Origin of the sequence: Gordonia sp. (in: high G+C Gram-positive bacteria) (genome assembly GCF_047606305.1) — a bacterium.
In the GTDB taxonomy this organism is placed as follows: Bacteria; Actinomycetota; Actinomycetes; order Mycobacteriales; family Mycobacteriaceae; genus Gordonia.
In genome coordinates this window covers 29,479-48,499 of the sequence record NZ_JASGER010000009.1, presented here as the reverse complement: position 1 = coordinate 48,499, position 19,021 = coordinate 29,479, and the positions used below count along the sequence as shown (strand labels likewise).

Below are 19,021 nucleotides of genomic sequence, written 5' to 3'. Positions count from 1 at the left end.
GGGCCACTAGGCTGGATTGATCATGAACGCCATGCCGCAATCGAATGAGCCGGTGCTCACCGACGAGCCCGCGTTTCTGCTCACCACCGTCGGCCCGTGGGTGGGGGCATTCCTCGCTCGTGCCTGCGCCGGCGACGACCTTCTCGACGAGCTGCGGGCGCTCGACGCGCCGGCGCAGATCGTCGACGCCGACAGCGGCGAGTGCACCACCTGGTTGGAGGCGGCCGCCGCGGCGACCGCGATCTCGATCCGTCTCCCCGCGCCGGGCGATCCCGCGGGCCTCCCGCCCGGTCCGGCGGGATCGGCGGCCGCCCACGTCGGCGAGGCACTGGTACTCGCCGATGAACACGGTCCGCGCGTCATCGTGCCGACCCGCGGCCCCGACGAGCCGACGAGTTGGGTCGCCCATCGCGTTCCCCTCGTGCCCGAGCAGCCCACCACCGGTCTCGGCGAGGCTCGCGCGACCCTCCTGGAGTCGATGGGCGAGGCGACGGCCGCCCTGGCGGCGCTCCCCGGCTCCTCCGACGGGGATCCGGCGACGTTGCGCGGCGACTTGGCCCGGCGGGTGACCCGCTACTCCCCCGTCTTCCCGCCGGGGGTCGACGGGCGCGCGGTCGACGTCGCCGGACTCGCCGCCCAGGTGTTGGGAACTCTCGACCTGGCGCGCGCCCGGCGCGCGAGTTTCGGGCTGGCGACAGCGGACGCCCAACACTCGGAGGCGACGCTGCGCGAGGTGTCGGCCGCGGCCCACGGCGCACTGGCGACCGCGGTCAACCGGGTCGTCGACGACTACACGCGCCGATAGCGGGTCCTAGCCGCAGCAACCGCTGCGGCACCCCGCCCCGTTGTCACCGCAGCCGGGCGCCTGCAGGTCGCCGCCGCCCTCGGCATAGCGGTCCACCAGATCGGCCACCATGTCGATGAACCGCGGATCGGTGCCGACGGTATCGGCCCGCACATAGCCCAGGTCCAGTTCGGCGGCGCGCTCGGCGGCCTCGTTGTCCAGGTCCCAGACGACCTCGAGGTGGTCGGAGACGAAGCCGATCGGCGCCACGACCACCTGTCGGGCACCCCCGGCGGCCAGCGCGGCGAGGTGGTCGAGGATGTCGGGCTCGAGCCACGGCACCTGTGGCGGACCGGAGCGGGATTGCCACACCTGGTCGAAGTCACGACCGGGCTCGTCGCCGTCCACAATCCCGTCGGCCGTCAGACGGCGCGCCACCGCGGCCGCCGCGTCGGCGACCTGGCGACCGTAGAGGCCCGCGCCGACCGCCTGATCGGCGCGGGTCGGGATGGAGTGCGCGGTGAACACCAACCGGGCACCGGCCTGCGGATCGGGCAACAGTGCGACCGCCCGCCGCACCGCGTCGGCCTGTGCGTCGAGGAATGCCGGTTGGCTCCAATACTGCGGCAGCTTGCGCAGCAGCAGCGGCTCGTCGGCGGCTGCCGGTATCCGCTCGGACAACGCGGCGACGGCCCGGCCGATGTCCTCGTGATACTGCTTGCACCCCGAATACCCGCCCCAGGCCGAGGTGGTGAACACCAGGGCGCGGCGATGACCATCGCGGTACATCTGTTCCACGACGTCCTCGACGTAGGGGCCCCAGTTCCGGTTGCCGAAGTAGATCGGCAGGTCACGCCCCCGTCCGGACATCGCCGGTGTCAGCGCGGCGATCATGTCCCGGTTGAGGGCGTTGATCGGCGACGCGCCGCCGAAATGGTGGTAGTGCTCGGCGACCTCGTCGAGCCGCTCGCGGGGCACACCGCGGCCCCGGGTCACGTTCTCCAGGAACGGCATCACGTCCTGCGCCCGCTCCGGTCCCCCGAAGGACAGGAACAGGAGCGCGGTGAACGGCTCGGTCATCGCGGCGTCACTGCGCGTTGATGAAGTCCTCCGGGAACCACGTGTTGTGGCTGGCGCCTCCGTCGACGTAGATGATCGAGCCGGTCGTGCCGGGCAGGAAGTCCGAGAGCAGGGCAACGACGGAGGTGCCCACGACGGTCGGGTTGTCGACATCCCAACCGATCGGCGAAGCGCCGTTCCAGTAGTCGTTGAGCATGTTCAGCTTCTTGGCGTCGTCGGTCGCGGTGCCCGAGATGGCCTTGGCCGCGAGCGTCTTGATCGGCCCGGCGGCGACGAGGTTCGAGCGGATCTTCTTGGCGTAGCCGACCTCGCGGGCGACGTAGCGGTTCACCGACTCGAGGGCGGCCTTGGCCACGCCCATCCAGTTGTAGTCCGGCAGCGCGGTGCGCGGGTCGAAGTCCATGCCGACGATCGAGCCGCCCTCGTTCATCACCGGCAGCGCTGCGCGGGCGAGCGATGCGTAGCTCCACGCCGAGATCTCGAAGGACTTGGCCACATCCGGGCCGGGGCCCTCGAGGAACGGCAGTGCGTCCGGGCCCATGAGGGTGCGCGGGGCGAAGGCGATCGAATGCACCAGGCCGTCGACCCCCTCGGGCGCCAGCTCGCGCACCTTGTCGGCCAGGGCCCCCAGCGACTCCTCGTCGGTGACGTCGAGCGGAATGGCCGGCGGCACCTCCTGCGGCAGCCGCTTGGCGATGCGGTCGATGAGCCGCAGGCGCTCGGGGATGCCGGTGATGATGACCTTGGCGCCCTGTTCCTGGGCGACCTTGGCCGTCGAGAACGCGATCGAGGCGTCGGTGATGATTCCGGTGACGAGTACGGTCTTGCCGTCGAGGATGCCCATGGCTGACTCCTGGTGGTTGTAGTTGGTCGGTCGGTACTGGTGGCCTAGTGGCCCATGCCCAGGCCGCCGTCGACGTTGATGACGTTGCCGGTGACGTAGGCCGAGTCGTCGGAGGCCAGGAAGGACACCACCGCGGCGACGTCCTCGGGCTGGCCCATCCGCTTGGCCGGGATGGCCTGGTCGACGGCCGTCTTCGTGTAGTCCTCCGGCAGGGCCCGGGTCATGTCGGTGTCGATCAAGCCCGGTGCGACGACGTTGGCGGTGATGTTGCGGCTGCCCAGCTCGCGGGTGACCGAGCGGGCCAGGCCGATGACGCCGGCCTTGCTCGACGCGTAGTTGGCCTGGCCCGGGGTACCCATCAGGCCGACGACCGAACCGAGGTAGATGAAGCGGCCCCAGCGGTTCTTCAGCATGTCGCGGGTGACCGCCTTGGTGACGCGGAAGGCGCCGGTGAGGTTGGCGTTGATGACGCGCTCGAACTGGTCGACGTCCATGCGCATCAGCAGGGTGTCCTCGGTGACGCCGGCGTTGGCGACGACGATCTCGATCGGGCCCTGGTGCTCGGCGACCTCGGCGACCGCCCGGTTGACCGACTCGGTGTCGGTGACGTCGCACTGGACGCCGAACAGGCCATCGGGGACGCCCGAGCCGCGGTGGGTGACGGCGACCTTGTGGCCGTCGGCCTTGAGGCGCTGGGCGATGGCGAGGCCGATGCCGCGGTTACCGCCGGTGACAAGTACGGAGCGCGATGTAGTCATGGGTACAAAACCTATCGTGTCGTGGTCGGTCGGAGGGGAAGCGGGTGCGGTTGCGCCGCGTCACGGCAAGCGCTGGTTGAGCAGCAGCGCGCCCGCGGCCGCGAGCAGTGCGAGGAACGTGCCCGCCAACACCCACGGGTGGGAGTTGTCGCCGCGCGTGGTCTCGTAGCCGATCTGCTCCTGCAGCGACTTGTACACCGCGTTCAGCTCTTCGAGGCTCGAGGCGGTGAAGAAGCGGCCGCCCGGCGCACCGAGCTGCGCGATCTTCTTCAGCGAGGCGTCGTCGACCGGCACCGGGACCCGCTCCCCCTCCAACTCCACGACGCCGCTGCGGGTGCCGAAGGAGATGGTGGAGATGGGCACCTTGCGCTCGCGGGCCTTGCGCGCCGCGGAGAAGGCGCCCCGCGGTGCGTCCTGGCTGTCGGGCACCGTCTGCTTGCCGTCGGAGAGCAGCACGATGTGCGCCGGCGGGGCCGACTCGTCGCCCCCGAGCAGCGAGTTGAGCGTGCGGATCTGCTCGAGCGCGGCGAAGATGCCCTCACCGGTCGCCGTCTTGTCGTCGAGCTGGAGCTTGTCGACGGCCTTCTCGGTCGCGGTGTGGTCGGGGGTGGGGCTGACCAGGGTCGTCGGGGTCCCGGCGAAGGAGATCAGGCCAAGGTTGATGCCCTGGGTCAAGTCCTTGGCGAACTGCTTGGCCGCCGACTGGGCGGCCTTGATGCGGCTCGGCGCGACGTCGGTCGCGTTCATCGACCGGGACACGTCCATCACGAGCATCACGGTCGCCTTGTTGCGCGGCACCTTGCGGTCGGCCTGCGGACCGGCCAACGCGATCGTCAGCAGGACCAGCGCGACGGCCAGGATGGCGAACGGGACGTGCCGGTACCGGTCGGTGCGCTTGGGCGTCACCGACCGCAGGATGTCCAGGTTGGCGAATCGGATCGCCCGCGCGTTGCGCTTGCGCTGGATGTAGACGTACAGGCCGACCAGGGCCGCGACCACCAGCAGGCCCAGCAGCCACCACGGATTCGCGAGCATCAGCCCACCCCCGCCGCGAGTCCGCGGCGCCGGCTCGTCACGAACCGGACGGTGTCTGCCACCCAGTCCCGGTCGGTGCGCAGGGTCATCACCGGCCCCCCACACGCCCGGATCGTCTTGTGCACCTTGGCCTGGTGGGCGGCAGCGGCGGCCGCGAAGTCGGCGCGCACCTGTTCGGTGATGACGACGTCGTGGATCTCGCCGGTCTCGGCATCGGCCAGTCGCACATCGCCGATCGCCGGGAGGTCCAGGTCGCGCGGGTCGAGGACCTCGATGCCGAGCAGCTCGTGGTGGGCCCCGACGGCTCGCATCGGGCGGTCCCAGTCAATCGGCCCGAGGAAGTCGCTGATGACCACGGCGAGGCCGCGACGGCGCTCGGGACGGCGCAGGGCCTCGATGCCACCGCGCAGGTCGCCGCGCACGGTCGGCGAGCTGCGGTGGGTGGTGGCGATCTTCTTGAGGAGGTTCTGGGCATGCGCCCGACCGCCGCGTGCGGGCACGCGCACGATCTCGTCGCCGGTGACGATGACGGCACCGATCCGGTTGCCGCCGCCGGCGGTCAGGTGGACCATCACGGCCGACGCCGCAACCGCGAGGTCGCGTTTGGTGCGGTGCTCGACCGAACCGAAGTCGAGGCTGCCGGACACGTCGACGACGAGCCAGGTCTCGAGCTCGCGGTCGGCGATCATCTGCCGCACGTGCGGCACGGTCGTGCGCGCGGTGACGGACCACTCCATCCGGCGGATGTCGTCGCCGGGTTCGTATGCGCGCGCCTCCCCCGGCTCGGAACCGGGACCGGGGATCAGACCGAGGTGGTCGCCCTGCAGGACGCCGTCGAGCTTGCGCCGGACGGTCAGCTCCAGGTTGCGCAGCGCGGCCGTCAGCGCCGGGTCCTTCAGCAGCCCGTCGTCGAAGGACGGGAGCGGGGTGCTACTGGCCGGCATGCGGCGTGACCTGCGCCTGCGGGGCCGCCGGCGCCGGGTTCGGGATGGCCGGGATCTGGCCCGCCGGCGGCTGGCCGGCGCCACCGGCCTGGGCGGCCACGACCTGCGGGAGCCCGACCGTCTGCAGCACCCGGGCGATGACGTCGTCGGCGTCGACCGAGTCGGCCAGCGCGTCGTAGGTGAGGACGAGACGGTGGCGCAGGACGTCCGGCGCGATCTCGACGATGTCGGCGGGCACCACGTAGTCGCGGCCGCGCACCAGCGCCAGGGCGCGGGCGGCGGCGATGATGCCGAGCGTGGCGCGTGGCGAGGCGCCGTAGGCGAGCCAGGAGGCCACCTCGGTCATACCCAGGTCGGCCGGGCGACGGGTCGCGTTGATCAGCCGCACCACGTAGTCGACGAGAGCGTGGTGGACGAAGACGTTGGCGGAGGCCTCCTGGAGGCGGATCATCGTCTCGGGATCGAGGACCTGCGACGCGGTCGGCGGGATGTTGCCCATCCGGTAGACGATCTCGCGCTCCTCCTCGACCGACGGGTAGTCGACGTTCACCTTGAACAGGAAGCGGTCGCGCTGCGCCTCGGGCAGCGGGTAGACGCCCTCGTTCTCGATCGGGTTCTGTGTGGCCATGACCAGGAACGGGCTGGGCAGCGGGTAGGTCTTGCCACCGATGGACACCTGCCGCTCGGCCATGACCTCCAGCAGTGCCGACTGCACCTTGGCCGGCGCGCGGTTGATCTCGTCGGCGAGCAGGAAGTTGACCATCACCGGGCCGAGTTCGATGTCGAACTCCTCGCGGCCCTGGCGGTAGATGCGGGTGCCGAGGAGGTCGGTGGGCACCAGGTCGGGGGTGAACTGCACGCGGGCGAAGCTGCCGCCCACGACCGTCGCGAAGGTCTCCACCGCGAGCGTCTTGGCCACGCCCGGCACGCCCTCGAGGAGGATGTGGCCGCGGGCCAGGAGCCCGACCAGGATGCGCTCGACCAGCTGGTCCTGGCCGACGATGACTCGTTTGACCTCGAAGATGGCCTTCTCGAGCAGCTTGGAATCGGCCTCACTGAGCGATGCGGACGATTTCTTGCCGTTGGCGGGCTGCGACGTCAAAGCCCAACTCCTGTCGTCGGTGTCATGCTCGATCGCCAAACGGATCGGCAGGCTGGTGGGTGGAACGGTCTGCCCCAGCCTAGCGGCGCGAACGCGGTTAGGCGATAACGGGCGCCCCGCGCGTCAATCGGTGGATCGACGCGCCCGGCGCACCCGTCGCGGGGTTCACCAGAGGCGCACGACCATGGGCATCGCGCCGCCCATGCGCACCGGCGACACCTTGACGACGCTGCCCGACTCGGGAGCCTCCAGCATCTTGCCGTCGCCCAGGTACAGCGCGACGTGCTGGCTGGCGTTGGCGCCCCAGAAGATCATGTCGCCGCGCGCCATCTGCGAGATCGGCACCCGGGGACCGGAGGTGTACTGGTAGCCCGTGTAGTGCGGCAGGTCGTAGCCGATGCCCGCGAAGGCGTAGATCATCAGGCCCGAGCAGTCGAAGCCGACCTTGTTGTAGTCGCCGTGGGCGTCGGCCACGCCGCCGTCGCGGATGCCCTTCGTCGGTCCGTTGGCGTCGCCGCCACCCCAGGCGTACGGCATGTTCAGCTGCGACATGCCGCGGTTGACCACGACTTCCACGGCCTGCGGGCCGCGCAGACCCGGACGGACCTGGCCGCCGCCGCTGAAACTGCCGGTGCTGCCGAACAGGGCGCCCAGCGAGCCGGTCGACAGACGCGACAACGAACTGTTGCCGCCACTGCCGGTGAGGTCGCTGCCGGACAGGCCGAGCTCGTCGAACAGTGCGGACTGCGGGATCTGGTGCGAACCCACGACGCCGGCGAGGACCTTCTGCGCCATGTCCATGCCCACCTTGGCGGCGGCCGCGGCCGCGTCGAGCGCGGCCTTGCTGTCCAGGCCGTCGGTGGTGATGGGCGGCAGGCCCGGGATCACCGGGGCATCGACGCGCACGTTGGTGCCGCGCAGCTTGTTCAGCTGCGTCTGCGCCGCGGCGCGCTGCGTCAGGAGTTCGTTGCGGCGGCGCTGCTCGTCGCGCATCGCGGCCTGAGCGGTCTGGACCGCGGTGACGGCGTCACCCCGACGGGCGGCGGCGCTGCGCACGGCCGAGGCCGCCTGCACCCGCGATGCCTCGGCGGCGGCGGCGCGGTTGGCCTTCTGGTTGCGGGCGACCTTGAGCTTGTCGATCAGCGAGCGCTGCTGCGCCGAGACACGGTCCAGGACGCTGACCTGCTCGAGCACCTGCTGGGGGTCGTCGGAGGAGACGTAGTCGCGCATCGAGCCCGCCGGGCCGCGTCGGTAGGCGCTGGCCACGAATCCGTCGAAGGACTTCTGCGCGTCGGCGAGCCGGCGATCGGCATCGAGCAGGGACTTCTTGGCGCCCTGCGAGGCGACGGTCGCGAGTCGTTCGGCAACGATCGAGTTCTGGAAGTCGACGAGGGCGCGGTTGACGGCCTCGCGCTTGGTGGCCAGCGTGTTGTCCAGGTTCGTCAGGCTCTGATCGCTCGTCGCGATCTGGTTCACCAGGCGGGAGACCTGGACCGACTTCTGGCTCTGCTCGGGGGTCGCGCCGGCGACGCCGGCGACCAGAGTCGACACGGCGACCGACGCCACCACAACGCCGCCGCGGAGCATCGCGGCGACCCGGTGACTCGTTCGGGGTGCACTGGGCTTCTGGCTTCGCCTCACGCCGGTAACTCCTCTATCCGCGAGGTGGACAACACATGTCACAGGAACCTCACCTGTGACATCTGCACCGTACGTCACATCAGTGAGCATGGGAAACACCAGGAACAGAATTACAAACGTGGGATTACCTGCGGCGATGCTGTGATCAGCGGAAAAGCCGCCGTTCGGCCCGATGTCTCACTTTTGCAACATCGGCGTGGGGCGTCGCTCAGTCGCGCGGCGACCCGTCGCCGGACACCGCGTCGTCGGCCTCGGCGTGGACATCCGCGCCGGTCGCGGCCGGTGCCGGGACCGATGCGCCACTCGCGTGGGCACCGGCCTTCCGACGCTTGGAGACGAGCCGGGCGCCCACCGCCGCGGCCAGCACCAGCAGCGTCAGGACGATGGTGATGACGCTCCAGTTGGTCTGCGGTCCGGTGAGCTGGTCGACCATCTGGCGGGCCGCGCCGGGCGGATCGGTGAGCGTGAGATTCTGCGACGCCTCTTCCTGCACGACGCGCGGGAATTCCGGTCCGGAGCTGCCGACCGAGTCGGGGCCGAGGACGATCACGGTGCCACCGGTCTGCGGCTGCACGGCGAGGGCGATGTCGCGGTAGTAGGTGAAGTACGGCTGCTTGTCGGTGACCACGACGACCTTGATGTCGTGTCCCTTGGCCTTTGCGTCGGCCACGACCGCCTGCAGCGCCGGGACCTGCGCGGCCGGTCCTGACACGCCCTGCGCCTTGAGGTCGCGCACGATGGCCGGGACGTCGATGTTCGCCGGCACGCTCGCGCCGTACGGGATCGTCGGGACCGCCGAGGAGGGCTCGGGACTCATCACTGCGCCTTTCAGCCGGGCAACAAGAATTCTTCTGGACTTTCCGGGCAGGACCGTCCGCCTGCGCAAGAGTACGACACAATAAGCGGGCGCCGACCGACCAACCCGCGGAACCGGCGCGCGCCGTGCGGTGCGCTCGCACCCCGGTGTGGTAACAGTACGTCCGTACTGTTAGACTGGGGTGGTCGCGCCGAGCCCCTCGGCGCCGCTCGACCTTGAACGACCCGACACAGCCCGTCGGACCGCGCTGACCAGCCTTCGTCAGCGCACCGAGGACACAAGAGGAGATGTTTCCACGTGAGTATTGATTCATTCGGAGCCCGCGGCACCCTTGAGGTGGGCGACAAGTCCTACGAGATCTTCCGCATCAACACCGTGAAGGGCACCGAGCGACTCCCCTACTCGCTCAAGGTCCTCGCCGAGAACCTGCTGCGCACCGAAGACGGCGCGAACATCACCTCCGAGCACATCGAGGCCCTCGGCAACTGGGATCCCAGCGCCGACCCGAGCATCGAGATCCAGTTCACCCCGGCGCGCGTCCTCATGCAGGACTTCACCGGCGTCCCCTGTGTCGTCGACCTCGCCACCATGCGTGAGGCCGTCTCGGCCCTCGGCGGCGACCCCAACAAGGTCAACCCGCTCTCGCCCGCCGAGATGGTCATCGACCACTCGGTCATCCTCGACGTCTTCGGCCGCGCCGACGCCTTCGAGCGCAACGTCGAGCTCGAGTACCAGCGCAACTCCGAGCGCTACCAGTTCCTGCGCTGGGGCCAGGGCGCCTTCGACGACTTCAAGGTCGTCCCGCCCGGGACCGGCATCGTCCACCAGGTCAACATCGAGTACCTGGCCCGCGTCGTCATGACCCGTAACGGCCAGGCCTACCCGGACACCTGTGTCGGCACCGACTCGCACACCACGATGGAGAACGGCCTGGGCGTCCTGGGCTGGGGCGTCGGCGGCATCGAGGCCGAGGCCGCCATGCTCGGCCAGCCCGTGTCGATGCTGATCCCGCGCGTCGTCGGCTTCAAGCTGACCGGCGAGATCCAGCCGGGCGTGACCGCGACCGACGTCGTCCTCACGGTCACCGACATGCTGCGCCAGCACGGTGTGGTCGGCAAGTTCGTCGAGTTCTACGGCAAGGGCGTCGCCGAGGTGCCCCTGGCCAACCGCGCCACCCTGGGCAACATGAGCCCCGAGTTCGGCTCCACCTGTGCGATCTTCCCGATCGACGAGGAGACCATCAACTACCTGCGCCTGACCGGCCGCACCGCCGACGAGCTCGCCCTCGTCGAGGCGTACGCCAAGGAGCAGGGCATGTGGCACAACCCGGACCGCGAGCCGGAGTTCTCCGAGCACCTCGAGCTCGACCTGAGCACCGTCGTGCCGTCGATCGCCGGCCCCAAGCGCCCGCAGGACCGCATCCTGCTGTCGGAGTCGAAGGTCGCCTTCCGCAAGGACATCCACAACTACGTCGAGGAGCAGCACCCCGCTCCCAAGAACGGCCTCGACGAGGGCCTGGACGAGAGCTTCCCGGCCTCGGACCCGGTCGCCGTTTCCGCCGGCGAGGCCAAGCTGTCCTTCGCCGAGGAGGATGCGGTGGTCGCCTCGGCCGCCAACGGCGCCGAGGGGCGCCCGAGCAAACCGGTCACGGTGAACTCGGACGGCAACACCTTCGTGCTCGACCACGGTGCGGTGGCCGTCGCCGGCATCACCTCGTGCACCAACACCTCGAACCCGTCGGTCATGATCGGCGCCGGCCTGCTGGCCCGCAACGCCGTGGAGAAGGGCCTGGCCACCAAGCCGTGGGTCAAGACCAACATGGCACCCGGCTCGCAGGTCGTCTCGGACTACTACGAGAAGGCCGGCCTGTGGCCCTACCTGGAGAAGCTCGGCTTCTTCCTGGGCGGCTACGGCTGCACGACCTGCATCGGCAACACCGGCCCGCTGCCTGAGGCGATCAGCAAGGCGGTCAACGACAACGACCTGACCGTCACCGCCGTCCTCTCGGGCAACCGCAACTTCGAGGGTCGCATCTCCCCCGACGTCAAGATGAACTACCTGGCCAGCCCGCCGCTAGTCATCGCCTACGCACTCGCCGGCACCATGGACTTCGACTTCGAGTCCGAGCCGCTCGGCAAGGGCTCTGACGGCAACGACGTCTACCTCAAGGACATCTGGCCGTCGGCCCAGGAGATCGACGACACCATCAAGGCCGCAATCAACGAGGACATGTTCCGCAAGTCCTACGCCGACGTCTTCAAGGGCGACGAGCGCTGGCAGAACCTGTCGACCCCGGACGGCGACACCTTCGCGTGGGACGAGAAGTCGACCTACGTCCGCAAGGCGCCGTACTTCGACGGCATGGCACTCGAGCCGTCGCCGGTCACCGACATCAAGGGCGCGCGCGTCCTGGCGCTGCTGGGCGACTCGGTCACCACCGACCACATCAGCCCCGCCGGTCCGATCAAGCCGGGCACCCCGGCCGCGCAGTACCTCGACGCCCACGGCGTCGAGCGCAAGGACTACAACTCGCTGGGCAGCCGTCGCGGCAACCACGAGGTGATGATCCGCGGCACCTTCGCGAACATCCGCCTGCAGAACCAGCTCCTCGACGGCGTGTCGGGCGGCTACACCCGCGACTTCACCCAGGAGGGCGGCCCGCAGTCGTTCATCTACGACGCGGCGATGAACTACCAGAAGGCCGGCACCCCGCTCGTCGTCCTCGGCGGCAAGGAGTACGGCTCGGGCAGCTCGCGCGACTGGGCCGCCAAGGGCACGGTGCTGCTGGGCGTGAAGGCGGTCATCACCGAGTCCTTCGAGCGCATCCACCGGTCGAACCTGATCGGCATGGGCGTCGTCCCGCTGCAGTTCCCCGAGGGCGAGTCGGCCAAGACCCTGGGTCTGACCGGCACCGAGGTCTTCGACATCGAGGGCATCGAGAAGCTCAACGAGGGCGTCACCCCCAAGACCGTGCACGTCACGGCCACCAAGGAGGACGGCGAGAAGGTCGAGTTCGACGCGGTCGTGCGCATCGACACGCCCGGTGAGGCCGACTACTACCGCAACGGCGGCATCCTGCAGTACGTCCTGCGGAACATGCTGAAGGCTGATGCCTAAGGTCTCCGACGACCACCTTGCCGCGCGTCGTCGGGAGATTCTCGACGGCGCGCGGCGGTGTTTCGCCGACTTCGGCTACGACGGCGCCACCGTCAAGCGGTTGGAAGAGGCCACCGGGTTGTCCCGGGGCGCGATCTTCCACCACTTCCGCGACAAGGAAGCCCTGTTCCTGGCGCTCGCCGACGAGGACGCGCACCGCATGGCCGACGTCGCGGCCGAGCAGGGCCTGGTCCAGGTGATGCGGGACATGCTGGCCCGGCCGCAGGACTTCGACTGGCTGGGCACCCGGCTGGAGATCGCCCGAAAGATCCGCACCGACACCGGCTTCCGCGACGAGTGGCGGGCCCGGTCGGCCGAGCTCGACTCGGCGACGCTGTCGCGCCTGCAGAGTCAGCGCACCGCCGGTCGGCTGCGCGACGACCTGCCGGCCGAGGTGCTGGTCACCTACCTCGACCTCGTCATGGACGGGCTGATCAACCGGTTGGCCACCGGCGAGTCCACCGCGAACCTGGAAGCGGTACTCGACCTGGTGGAGGCGTCGGTGCGCACCAACGCCCGCGCCTGACCACGACCGTCAGGCGAGTTCGATGAGCTCCTGGTACTCGTCGGACCAGTGGTCCTCGGTGCCGTCGGGCAGCAGGATCACGCGCTGGGGGTCGAGGGCGGCCGCCGCGCCCGGGTCGTGCGTGACCAGGACGACCGCGCCGGTGTAGCTGCGCAGCGCATCGAGCACCTGCTCGCGCGAGACCGGGTCGAGGTTGTTGGTCGGCTCGTCCAGCAGCAGCACGTTCGCCGCCGAGGAGACCAATCCGGCCAGCGTGAGGCGCGTCTTCTCGCCGCCGGACAGCGTGCCCGCCGGCTGCTCGAGCTGGGGCCCGGTGAACATGAACGCACCGAGCAGTCCGCGCAGGTCCTGCTCCCCCGCGTCCGGCGCGGCGTGGCGGATGTTCTCCCACACGGTGGCGGCGTCGTCGAGGGTGTCGTGCTCCTGCGCGAAGTACCCGATCTTCAGCCCGTGGCCCGGCTCGAGCTGCCCGGCGTCGGGCTTCTCCACCCCCGCCAGCAGCTTGAGCAGGGTGGTCTTGCCGGCACCGTTGAGACCCAGGACGACGACGCGGCTGCCCTTGTCGATGGCCAGGTCCACACCGCTGAAGATCTCCAACGAGCCGTAGGACTTGCTCAGCCCGCTCGCCATGAGGGGCGTCTTGCCGCAGGCCGCCGGCTCCGGGAAGCGGATCGTGGCGGTGCGGTCGGCCACCCGCTCCTCGTCGAGGGCGTCGAGCATCCGGTCGGCCCGCTTGAGCATGTTCTGCGCGGCCGTGGCCTTGGTGGCCTTGGCACCGAGTTTGGCGGCCTGGGTGCGCAGCGCGGCCGCCTTCTTCTCGGCGTTCGCACGCTCCCGTCGACGACGGGCCTCATCGGTGGCGCGGGCGTCGAGGTACTTCTTCCAACCCATGTTGTAGACGTCGGCCTCGCCGCGCACGGCATCGAGGAACCACACCTTGTTCACCACGTCCGCCAGCAGGTCAACGTCGTGGCTGATCACTATCAGCCCACCGTCGTGGTTCTGCAGGAAGGCGCGCAGCCAGGTGATCGAATCCGCGTCGAGGTGGTTGGTGGGCTCGTCGAGCAGCAGGGTCGTCGTCGACTTGCCGCCCTCGTCGGAGGCCGCGAAGAGGATGCGGGCCAGCTCGATCCGGCGGCGCTGACCACCGGAGAGCGTCGACAACGGTTGGGCGAGCACCCGGTCGGGCAGACCGAGGTTGTGACAGATGCGCGCGGCATCGGACTCGGCCACGTAGCCGCCGAGGGAGGAGAAGCGCTCCTCGAGCTGACCGTAGCGGCGGACCGCCTTGTCGCGTGCCGCCTCGTCGACCAGCTCGGCCATCAGGATCTGCTGCTTCTCCATGTCGCGCAGCATGGTGTCCAGGCCGTGGGCCGACAGGACGCGGTCCTTGGCCAGCACCGCGAGGTCGCCCTCCTTGGGGTCCTGCGGCAGATAGCCGATCTCGCCGCTGCGGATGACCGTTCCCGCATACGGCTCGGTCTCACCGGCGAGGATGCGCAGCGTGGTGGTCTTGCCGGCACCGTTGCGTCCGACCAGGCCGATCCGGTCGCCCGGACCGATGCGCAGGGCAGAACCGGGCGCCGACAACAGGGTCCGGGCGCCCGCGCGAACCTCGAGGTCGGTAGCGGTGATCATGTCCTGTCGAGTCTACGGGCCCGGCAGGGCCGACCCGAAATCCATTCGCGCCCCTGTAACCGCCGTTACAGCGGCCCCGTTCGGGCCCGATGGAACAGATCCGGCCACCGCCGCGTTGAACCGTGCATGGCAACCACAGACCTGACCGCCGCGGCCTTCGACCAGACCGTGACCGACAACGACATCGTGCTGGTGGACTTCTGGGCGTCCTGGTGCGGCCCGTGCCGCCAGTTCGGCCCCGTCTTCGAGCGCGCCTCGGAGAAGCACGACGACATCCTGTTCGCCAAGGTCGACACCGAGGCCGAACAGCAGCTCGCCGCCGCGGCCAACATCCGGTCCATCCCCACACTCATGGCGTTCAAGAAGGGCTACCTGGTCTTCAACCAGCCCGGCGCCCTCCCGCCGGAGGCCCTCGAGGACCTGATCGGTCAGCTCAAGGACCTCGACGTGGAGAAGGCGATCGCCGACAGCGAGGCCGCCGACTCCACCGACGTCTAGGACTCCACCGACTCGACGGCCTCGACGACGGTGTCGTCGGCCTCGTCGGCGCGCGGGCGCTTGCGGTCGGGCTTGGGATCCATCGCGGCGCGCAGCTGGGCGTCGACGTCGATGACGCGCGCGGCCCGCACCTCGGGCTTCTCGATCTCACGGGCCACCTGTTTCGCGATGACGCGGCGCACCTCGTCGTCGACCTGGGCCAGGTTGCGAACCAGTTCGGCGCGCATGTTGTGGGAGGCGACGTCGACGTGCACGTCGGCCGGCTTCGGCGCCTGCACGTCGAACTCGATCTTGAGCGGCTCGACGGCGTGACAGGTCAGCGGCAGGATGACCAGGCCGTCCACGTCGTATTTCAGCCGGTCCAGCCTGAGATCGATCTCGATGCGGATCCGCAGCGGGAGCCGCACGGTGAACCGGATCAGATCTTCGACCGAGCGCTTGATGTCGGGCTCGTCGATGCTGACGTGCGCCAACACCTTGACCATTCCGCCCGGCCCCGTCGGGATGGGGCCGACGTCGAAGCTCTCGCCCGCAATGGACGCGAAGGCGGCGCCGATGCGCTCCTCGGTCACGGCGACTTCGAAGAAGCGGCGGCCAAATTCCTCATAGGTCATGTAATCGGACACCGGCTCAGTCTGCCACTTGCCCGCGCGTAACGCCCGGGCAACATGGCGTGCGCAATCCCGAAACACTGGATGAGGACCATTCGGGGTATGACACCGACCGCGCCGCCGACGCCGGGGCCCGCCGCCTTCGGGCACTATCGAAGCGGTATCGACCAACGGGCCGTCGACGAGATGTTCCGTGCCGACGGCACCGTGCGCAGTCCGTACCGCGGCATCGCCGCGGCGCTCGGCGCGATGGACCCCGGTGACCTGCGCGCGCGCCTGGACGCATTGGGCCGGGCCTTCATCGACCAGGGCGTCACCTTCTCGCTATCCGGCAAGGAGCGCCCGTTTCCGCTCGACCCCGTGCCTCGGGTCATCGACGCCACCGAGTGGTCGCGGCTGGAGGCGGGCATCACCCAGCGCGTGCGGGCCCTGGAGATGTTCCTCGACGACGTCTACGGCGAACAGGCCATCCTCGCCGACGGCGTGGTGCCGCGCCGACTGATCAACTCCTGCGAACACTTCCACCGCCAGGCCGCCGGAATCCGACCGCCCAACGGCGTCCGCATCCACGTGGCCGGCATCGACCTGATCCGCGACGAACACGGCGACCTGCGCGTCCTCGAGGACAACGTCCGCTCCCCGTCCGGCGTGTCCTACGTGATGGAGAACCGCCGCACGATGGCGCGCGTCTTCCCCGACCTGTTCGCCACGCACCGCGTGCGTGCCGTGCGCGACTACCCCCGGCACCTGCTGCGCGCGCTGCAGGCGTCGGCCCCTCCGGCGGTGAGCGACCCGACGGTCGTGCTCCTCACGCCGGGCGTCGCGAACTCCGCGTACTTCGAGCACTCCCTGCTGGCGCGGCAGATGGGCATCGAGCTCGTCGAGGGGCGCGACCTCATCTGCCGGGACAACGTCGTCTACATGCGCACCACCGACGGGCAGACCCGCGTCGACGTCATCTACCGCCGGATCGACGACGCCTTCCTCGACCCACTGCAGTTCCGCCCGGACTCGATGCTCGGGGTCGCGGGCCTGGTCAACGCGGCGCGGGCGGGCAACGTCGTCATCTCCAGCGCGGTCGGCAACGGGGTGGCCGACGACAAGCTGGTCTACACCTACGTGCCCGAGATCATCCGCTACTACCTCGGCGAGGAACCGCTGCTGCACAACGTCGAGACGCTGCGCTGCTGGCTGCCCGAGGAGTGCGCCGAGGTCCTCGCACGGATCGACGAGCTGGTGATCAAGCCGGTCGAGGGCAGCGGCGGCTACGGCATCGTCTTCGGCCCCTTCGCGACGCGCGCCGAACTCGAGCGCGTGGCCCGGCAGATCCGGGCCAACCCGCGCGGCTGGATCGCCCAACCGCTGGTGGCGCTCTCGACCAATCCGACTCTTCTCGGAGACACCCTGCAGCCCCGCCACGTCGACCTTCGGCCCTTCGCCGTCAACGACGGGGAATCGGTGTGGGTGTTGCCGGGCGGGCTGACCCGGGTGGCCCTGGAAGAGGGCTCGATGGTGGTCAACTCGTCGCAGGGCGGCGGGTCCAAGGACACCTGGGTGCTAGCGACGTCGGCAGCTGCGGCACCGGGCGAGGTCAACGACGACGAACTCGTCGACGCCGACATCCCGCCCGCGACGCTGCCCGCGCCGGACGTGGAGACCCCTCTCACCCGCGCCGGTGACCGGCATCAACAGCAGCAACAGCAACAGCAGGTCGCCGCGACCCGAACCGACCGATCGGGGGTGGACCGCTGATGCTCGCCCGGAACGCCGACTCGCTGTACTGGATCGGGCGCTATGTCGAGCGCGCCGACGACATGGCGCGCATCCTCGACGTCGCCGTTCAACAACTGCTCGAGGACGCCACGGTCGACACCGACGAGATGGTCCGCCACGTCATGGCCGTGCTCGGTTTCGCCCCCGACTCCGAGTCCACCCAGACCGTGTGGACGCTGGTGGACGACGTGGCCTACGACCGGGACTCCGCCGAGTCGATCGTCGGCCTCATCGAGACCGCGCGGGAAAACGCCCGCGGTGCGCGCGAGGTCATCTCCAGCGAGATGTGGGAGTGCCTCAACGCCACCTACATGGGCCTGGACGACGCCGAGCGCCGAGCGCGGCTCCTCGGGCCGCACGCCTTCCTCACCTACGTGAAGGAGCGCGCGGCGATGTTCGCCGGGTTGACCGATTCGACGCTGAGCCACGACGACGGGTACAGCTACCTCATCGTCGGGCGCTCCATCGAGCGCGTCGACATGACCGTGCGCCTGCTGATGTCCCGTTCGGCCTACCGGCGCGACGCCCTGTCCTGGATGAGCCTGCTGGTCGCGGCCGGCGGTCAGGACACCTACATCCGCGCCTACCGTGGCGCCGTCGACACCGAGAACGTCGTCGAGTTCATGATGCTCGACCGACTCTTCCCGCGGTCGGTCTTCAACTCGCTGCGCGTGGCCGAACGCTATCTCGCCGAGCTCGACAACCGCCCCGATCGGGTCGGCGCCCAGTCGACGGCGCTGACGCTCCTGGGGCGGGCGCGCAGTTCCATCGAGTTCATCGGCAGCGCCGAGATGGTGCGCGACCTCCCCGGCTACCTGAGCGACCTGCAGGACACCTGCCGGGCGGTGAGCGAGTCCATCGCCGAGGAGCACTTCCACATCGAGCCCTATGTGTCGTGGACCGACACCGGACTCTCCGACATCACCGAGCACGGCCAACCGGGGGAACAGCCATGAGCGCCCGCCTGCGCATCGTCCACACCACCGGATTCACCTATACAGCCCCGGTCACCTCGTCGTTCAACGAGGCGCGCATCACCCCGCGCAGCGATGCGCGGCAGAGCGTGATCGTCGACCACGTCGACACCTCGCCGGGCGCCCGGCAGTTCCGCTACACCGACTACTGGGGCACCGCGGTCACCGTGTTCGACCTGCACTCCCCGCACGACCGGCTCGAAGTGGTGGGCACGGCCGTGGTGGAGACCGAGGACGAGGCACGGGCCGCCGAGACCACGGCCGTCGACTGGGTCCAACTGCGCCACGGGTCGGTCGTCGACGAATACGACGAGATGCTGCGCCCGACGGTCTACACACCGCACACCCCCGAGCTCGCCGACTTCGCCCGGAGCGCCGCCCACGGGCTGAAACCGGCGGCGGCGGCCGAGACCGTGGTGGCGCGCGTACACGACGCGATGACCTACGAGCGCGGCACGACCGAGGTGCACTCGACGGCGGCCGACGCGTGGCACCACCGCAAGGGCGTGTGCCAGGACTACGCGCACATCACCCTGGCGATGCTGCGCAGCCTGGGCATTCCGTCGAGATACGTCTCGGGATACCTCCACCCGCTCGACAACGCCGACATCGGTGAAGCGGTCGAGGGCGAGAGCCACGCCTGGATCGAGGTGTGGACCGGGGGCTGGTGGGGCATCGACCCGACGAACAACAAGTTCATCGACGATCATCACGTCTCGGTCGGCACCGGGCGGGACTATGCCGATCTCACCCCCATCAAGGGCATCTACACCGGCAGCGGACAGTCCGCGCTCGACGTGGCGGTGCGCATCACCCGCCTGGCGTGAAATGTGCTGGCCG

At 69.7% G+C, this 19,021-nt stretch carries 17 protein-coding genes; 7 read left to right on the top strand and 10 right to left on the bottom strand.

Features of this window, described 5'->3' with window-relative positions; all coding sequences use genetic code 11:
• Nucleotides 1-31 precede the first annotated feature (31 nt).
• On the top strand, nucleotides 32-805 hold the full coding sequence (locus tag QM634_RS01470) for a hypothetical protein (RefSeq protein ID WP_415041001.1): 774 nt from the start codon (nucleotides 32-34) through the stop codon (nucleotides 803-805).
• Nucleotides 806-811: 6 nt separating this feature from the next.
• On the opposite strand, the gene QM634_RS01465 is transcribed toward QM634_RS01470, so the two are convergent.
• The 8 genes from QM634_RS01465 to QM634_RS01430 form a co-directional block, all read right to left on the bottom strand.
• Nucleotides 812-1,864, bottom strand: a complete 1,053-nt coding sequence (locus QM634_RS01465; RefSeq protein WP_415041000.1) for a ferrochelatase — start codon at nucleotides 1,862-1,864, stop codon at nucleotides 812-814.
• Between the two features lie 7 nt (nucleotides 1,865-1,871).
• Nucleotides 1,872-2,708 carry an NADH-dependent enoyl-ACP reductase InhA gene (inhA, locus tag QM634_RS01460; protein WP_415040999.1) on the bottom strand — a complete coding sequence of 279 codons (837 nt, stop codon included), beginning with the start codon at nucleotides 2,706-2,708 and terminating at the stop codon, nucleotides 1,872-1,874.
• 44 nt (nucleotides 2,709-2,752) lie between these two features.
• The gene (gene fabG1 / locus QM634_RS01455; protein ID WP_415040998.1) at nucleotides 2,753-3,466 is read right to left on the bottom strand and encodes a 3-oxoacyl-ACP reductase FabG1; all 714 of its coding nucleotides are present in this window, start codon (nucleotides 3,464-3,466) and stop codon (nucleotides 2,753-2,755) included.
• Nucleotides 3,467-3,526: 60 nt separating this feature from the next.
• Nucleotides 3,527-4,501, bottom strand: a complete 975-nt coding sequence (locus QM634_RS01450; protein ID WP_415040997.1) for a VWA domain-containing protein — start codon at nucleotides 4,499-4,501, stop codon at nucleotides 3,527-3,529.
• A complete protein-coding gene (locus QM634_RS01445) occupies nucleotides 4,501-5,445 on the bottom strand; it encodes a DUF58 domain-containing protein (RefSeq protein ID WP_415040996.1) in 945 nt (314 codons plus the stop codon). The genes QM634_RS01450 and QM634_RS01445 overlap by 1 nt, the downstream gene beginning before the upstream one ends.
• Nucleotides 5,432-6,547 carry an AAA family ATPase gene (locus QM634_RS01440; RefSeq protein ID WP_415040995.1) on the bottom strand — a complete coding sequence of 372 codons (1,116 nt, stop codon included), beginning with the start codon at nucleotides 6,545-6,547 and terminating at the stop codon, nucleotides 5,432-5,434. The genes QM634_RS01445 and QM634_RS01440 overlap by 14 nt, the downstream gene beginning before the upstream one ends.
• 165 nt (nucleotides 6,548-6,712) lie before the next feature.
• On the bottom strand, nucleotides 6,713-8,188 hold the full coding sequence (locus QM634_RS01435; RefSeq protein ID WP_415040994.1) for an NlpC/P60 family protein: 1,476 nt from the start codon (nucleotides 8,186-8,188) through the stop codon (nucleotides 6,713-6,715).
• Nucleotides 8,189-8,396: 208 nt separating this feature from the next.
• Nucleotides 8,397-9,005, bottom strand: a complete 609-nt coding sequence (locus QM634_RS01430; RefSeq protein WP_415040993.1) for a DUF6676 family protein — start codon at nucleotides 9,003-9,005, stop codon at nucleotides 8,397-8,399.
• Between the two features lie 297 nt (nucleotides 9,006-9,302).
• Here QM634_RS01430 and QM634_RS01425 point away from each other — a divergent pair, with 297 nt between their 5' ends.
• Both QM634_RS01425 and QM634_RS01420 read left to right on the top strand, forming a co-directional pair.
• Nucleotides 9,303-12,122, top strand: a complete 2,820-nt coding sequence (locus QM634_RS01425) for an aconitate hydratase (RefSeq protein ID WP_415040992.1) — start codon at nucleotides 9,303-9,305, stop codon at nucleotides 12,120-12,122.
• Nucleotides 12,115-12,687, top strand: a complete 573-nt coding sequence (locus QM634_RS01420) for a TetR/AcrR family transcriptional regulator (protein ID WP_415040991.1) — start codon at nucleotides 12,115-12,117, stop codon at nucleotides 12,685-12,687. The genes QM634_RS01425 and QM634_RS01420 overlap by 8 nt, the downstream gene beginning before the upstream one ends.
• Nucleotides 12,688-12,696: 9 nt before the next feature.
• Here QM634_RS01420 and QM634_RS01415 read toward each other — a convergent pair whose 3' ends face one another.
• On the bottom strand, nucleotides 12,697-14,325 hold the full coding sequence (locus QM634_RS01415; RefSeq protein ID WP_415040990.1) for an ABC-F family ATP-binding cassette domain-containing protein: 1,629 nt from the start codon (nucleotides 14,323-14,325) through the stop codon (nucleotides 12,697-12,699).
• Between the two features lie 126 nt (nucleotides 14,326-14,451).
• Here QM634_RS01415 and trxA point away from each other — a divergent pair, with 126 nt between their 5' ends.
• Nucleotides 14,452-14,823 carry a thioredoxin gene (gene trxA / locus QM634_RS01410; RefSeq protein ID WP_415040989.1) on the top strand — a complete coding sequence of 124 codons (372 nt, stop codon included), beginning with the start codon at nucleotides 14,452-14,454 and terminating at the stop codon, nucleotides 14,821-14,823.
• Here trxA and QM634_RS01405 read toward each other — a convergent pair.
• Entirely contained in the window at nucleotides 14,820-15,437 is a 618-nt protein-coding gene (locus QM634_RS01405) for a hypothetical protein (RefSeq protein WP_415041018.1), read from the bottom strand. The two genes, trxA and QM634_RS01405, sit on opposite strands and share 4 nt — an antisense overlap.
• A 99-nt stretch (nucleotides 15,438-15,536) precedes the next feature.
• Between QM634_RS01405 and QM634_RS01400 the strand changes: the two genes are divergently transcribed.
• Genes QM634_RS01400 through QM634_RS01390 form a run of 3 tightly spaced genes read left to right on the top strand, consistent with a single transcriptional unit; the run spans nucleotide 15,537 to nucleotide 19,008 of the window.
• Nucleotides 15,537-17,186 (top strand): circularly permuted type 2 ATP-grasp protein, encoded by a 1,650-nt coding sequence (locus QM634_RS01400; protein WP_415040988.1) that lies wholly within the window; start codon nucleotides 15,537-15,539, stop codon nucleotides 17,184-17,186.
• Nucleotides 17,183-18,163 carry an alpha-E domain-containing protein gene (locus tag QM634_RS01395; RefSeq protein WP_415041017.1) on the top strand — a complete coding sequence of 327 codons (981 nt, stop codon included), beginning with the start codon at nucleotides 17,183-17,185 and terminating at the stop codon, nucleotides 18,161-18,163. The genes QM634_RS01400 and QM634_RS01395 overlap by 4 nt, the downstream gene beginning before the upstream one ends.
• Nucleotides 18,160-19,008, top strand: a complete 849-nt coding sequence (locus QM634_RS01390; RefSeq protein WP_415040987.1) for a transglutaminase family protein — start codon at nucleotides 18,160-18,162, stop codon at nucleotides 19,006-19,008. Before QM634_RS01395 ends, QM634_RS01390 begins: the two co-directional genes overlap by 4 nt.
• The last annotated feature ends 13 nt before the right edge of the window (nucleotides 19,009-19,021 follow it).